We start from the raw sequence: 3,390 nt of genomic DNA on the forward strand, positions 1-3,390 counted from the left end.
AGCTGGCTCGACTATAGGTGCAGGTCTCGGTGGCGCTGCAGGTGGCGCGCTAGGAAACAATCTAGCGGATGATGAGAGCAATCATCGATCGGATGGTAAGAAGCACAAAGGCAACAACAAGCATAAACACAAGAACAAGCATCGTTAGTTTCTGACGCTGTTACATCGAAGCCCGGCCCAGCGCCGGGCTTTCTGCATCTGGCTCAAGGCTTTTCGGCATTGCCCTCCTCAAGCACCCTGCAACGTCTTCGAGTCATATCAGGTCCGACTCCACATCCACTCACCTTCGATCAGCGCCAGCCCATGCCCAGTCGATTTTGCGCGCAAAAATCACTTCATATTTTCCATGCAGGTTCTAAGCTGGTTGGAACGGTAGGGCATCGAGAGGCGCAAGCGCTTGTTGTCGTCACCGCTCAGTGCTTGTCATGGGAGCCGCATTGATGAAAACAGGTCTGGTCTGGGTATTCGCGTCGCTGCTGGTGGGGTGCAATGGGGTTCCTCGTCCACTTGCCAGTGACGAGGGCTTGCATGGTCATTTCACGGTCAACTCGGGCTTTCCATTGCCCTATTTCTTTCAGGGTAGCGCCGTACAGTGGAACCAGGATTATGCGGTGACCGTACGGCATATCCCGTTGATCCCGAATGTGGTTTACCAGTGCAGCTCCGGTTGCGACATGGTGTTCATCCGGCATCCGGCCGAGGGGCCGATCCCGCTCTGGCGTGATCCCGTTCGCGGGGAACCGGTCACGGCAGTAGGGTTCAGCCCGATGTTGATGGACCTCAAGGGCGAGGGCAGTGCCAAGGGCATGCGGGTCAGGCTGAGCAACAGCTCCGATCCGACAGCCTACGCGGTACACGACGGGCCAATAGTGCACGGGATGTCAGGCGGACCGGTGTACGGTCGTGATGGTGCGGTACTTGGCATTACCGTGGGCATGCTGTTCGGCGCCACTCCTGCGTTTGGTGATCTTAAGTCCAGCGAGCGGCTCAGCCTGTACCTGCCCTATGACGTGATCAACAAGGAGTGGGAAGCTTATAACCGCAGCTTGAAGGCCAAGCTAGTGGCGGCCCGTCCCTGAGTTCGTCGAGGCGTGACCCGCTCAGGCCGGGAAATAACTTAACATCGTGTTCGGGATGAGTCGCCCACTACCGATCCAGACCCGCCAGGAATAAGAATATCGACAGCTAAGAATATGCCCGCTGGCTGTTACTTGCGCCCACCCATGGGGCATTTTCTGGGCCATTTGGTAGCAAATTCCTACGTCTGCACTCCGGTCGACTGGCCGTGTTCCGCAGCTATTTCATCTGAATCAATCACTTGGTTCACCACCCATGTAATTGGCACGCATCCTGCTTTTTTGCATCTATGGATAATTGGATACAAAAATTCAAAAGGTGCTGCCGATGCAATTTGCCTCTGCTTACGTTGACCGTCAGCCCCTCACTGCCGAGGAGGAGGCCTACAGCTTTCTGCTCGATGCCATTTGTGGTGGCCGCTACCGAAAGGGCGACCGCTTGATTGCCGAGGACATCGCCAGCGAGATCGGCATGAGCCGCATGCCGGTGCGCGAAGCCTTCCGGCGCCTGGATGCTCAAGGCCTGGTGACCTTGCGGCCCAACCGGGGTGCCGTCGTCAGTGGCTTGGATATCGATGAGTTGCATGAGGTATTCGAGATGCGCAGCGCCCTCGAAGGCCTGGCGGTGCGCGTGGCGGTTGGCCGTATCGGCGAACGCCAGTTGGCCGCACTGGAACGCATGCTCGACGAAATGGACGACTACCGCGACGAAAGCACCGCCTGGGTCAGCCGTCACCGCGCCTTTCACGAATACCTGTGCAGCCTCAGCGGCCGTCCGCGCTTGATGAAGCAGATCTCGGCACTGTACTCGTTGGTGGAAGCGCCCATGCGCTTGTGGCTCCAGCATGGCGACAAACCTTTCAGCGCCCGCGAAGAACACGCGGTGATCCTGGATGCGATTCGCTCCGGTGACGCCGCTCGCGCCGAAGCCGTGGTGCGCGAGCACATCGAAGGCACCGTGCCAGCGCTGATTCAATTCCTGCAATCGGAACAATAACAAGAGGCGGGCCCAAGCCCGCCCGTGTTTTGACTTTGAGTCCTGCCCCGTTACCCAACGAACTGGAGTGTCTGGTCATGCATAAACGCCGCGCCTTGCTGGTGGCTGTCTCCCTCGGCCTCTGTACCCAATGGGCCATTGCTGCACCGCAGGTGCCGGAGCGCCTGAAGAACGTCGACAAACTCACCTACTGCTCGGGGATGGACTCCCCGCCCCTGGTGTCCTTCGATGAAGCCCAGAAACCGCGCGGTCTTACCGTCGACCTGGGCCTGGAAATCGCCAAGCGCCTGGGGGACAAAAAGGTGCAGTGGCGGGTGATTCCGTTCTCCGGCCTGGTGCCCGCATTGCTCGCCCAGCAGTGCGACATGATCGTCGATCAACTGTTCGACAAACCCGAACGGCGTCAGGTGATCGACATCGTCAACTACATGTATTCCAGCCAGTCGGTGGTGGTGCCCAAGGGTAACCCCAAAGGTATCAAGGCCCTGGATGATCTGTCAGGGCACAAAGTCGCGGTGCTTAACGGTTCCACCATCAAGACCTTGCTGGACACGCAAAACGACAGCCTGGCCAAGGCCGGCAAACCGCCCATGAAGCTGGTGGTGTACAACACCGACACTGACGCCTTCCAAGCCCTGCGCATCAACCAGGTCGACGCCTACGGCACTACCGTGGAGACCGCCGGTTACTACGCGGCGATGGCCCCGGACCTGTTCCAGGAAGGCGTGCCAGCGTTCAGCCGCATCCTCACCGGGCTGGGCATGCGCAAGGACGACCCGCAACTCACGGCAGCCGTGCAGCAGGTGATCAGCGACATGCGCAGCGATGGCAGCTACGTGGCGTTACTGAACAAATGGCATGTCAGCAGCGACACTCTCGACTGAGGCTAACCCGCAATGAACTTCAATTGGGATGTGTTCTGGCAGTACCTGTTGCAACCCAGCGGGGTGTACCTCACCGGGCTCTGGCTGACCTGCCTGATCGCAGTATCTGCGATGCTGCTGGGCTGCGTGCTGGGGTTGGCGGCGGCGTTGTTGCGCTTGTCGAAGAACCCCTTGCTGCACCTGCCGGTACGTTTTTACGTGTGGCTGATGCGCGGCACACCGCTGCTGGTGCAGATTGTGTTTTTGTACACGGCCCTGGCGGCGGGCGGGATTTTCCGCTTCGAGGATATCGAGCTGTTCGGCCTGGTTGTCCCCGGCAATATCCAGGCGGCGATCATCGCACTGGGTCTTAACGAAGGCGCGTACATGGCCGAGATTATCCGCGCCGGTATTGGTGCGGTGGACAAGGGCCAGTACGAAGCCGGGCGGTCCC

The 3,390-nt window shown here is 59.3% G+C and carries 4 protein-coding genes and 1 pseudogene; all 5 read left to right on the forward strand.

Annotated features, from left to right (window positions below):
- Nucleotides 1–148 (forward strand): annotated as a pseudogene (locus ACRESD_RS04965) (hypothetical protein); the annotation flags it as partial.
- Nucleotides 149–440: 292 nt separating this feature from the next.
- A complete protein-coding gene (locus ACRESD_RS04970; RefSeq protein ID WP_431749901.1) occupies nucleotides 441–1,079 on the forward strand; it encodes a trypsin-like peptidase domain-containing protein in 639 nt (212 codons plus the stop codon).
- 325 nt (nucleotides 1,080–1,404) lie between these two features.
- On the forward strand, nucleotides 1,405–2,073 hold the full coding sequence (locus ACRESD_RS04975) for a GntR family transcriptional regulator (RefSeq protein WP_431749902.1): 669 nt from the start codon (nucleotides 1,405–1,407) through the stop codon (nucleotides 2,071–2,073).
- 77 nt (nucleotides 2,074–2,150) lie between these two features.
- Entirely contained in the window at nucleotides 2,151–2,957 is an 807-nt protein-coding gene (locus ACRESD_RS04980; protein WP_431749903.1) for an ABC transporter substrate-binding protein, read from the forward strand.
- Nucleotides 2,958–2,969: 12 nt separating this feature from the next.
- Nucleotides 2,970–3,390: ABC transporter permease subunit (locus ACRESD_RS04985; RefSeq protein ID WP_431749904.1), on the forward strand; the 421-nt coding region annotated here is incomplete at its 3' end.

Origin of the sequence: Pseudomonas sp., assembly GCF_050739995.1 — a bacterium.
GTDB lineage: Bacteria > Pseudomonadota > Gammaproteobacteria > Pseudomonadales > Pseudomonadaceae > Aquipseudomonas.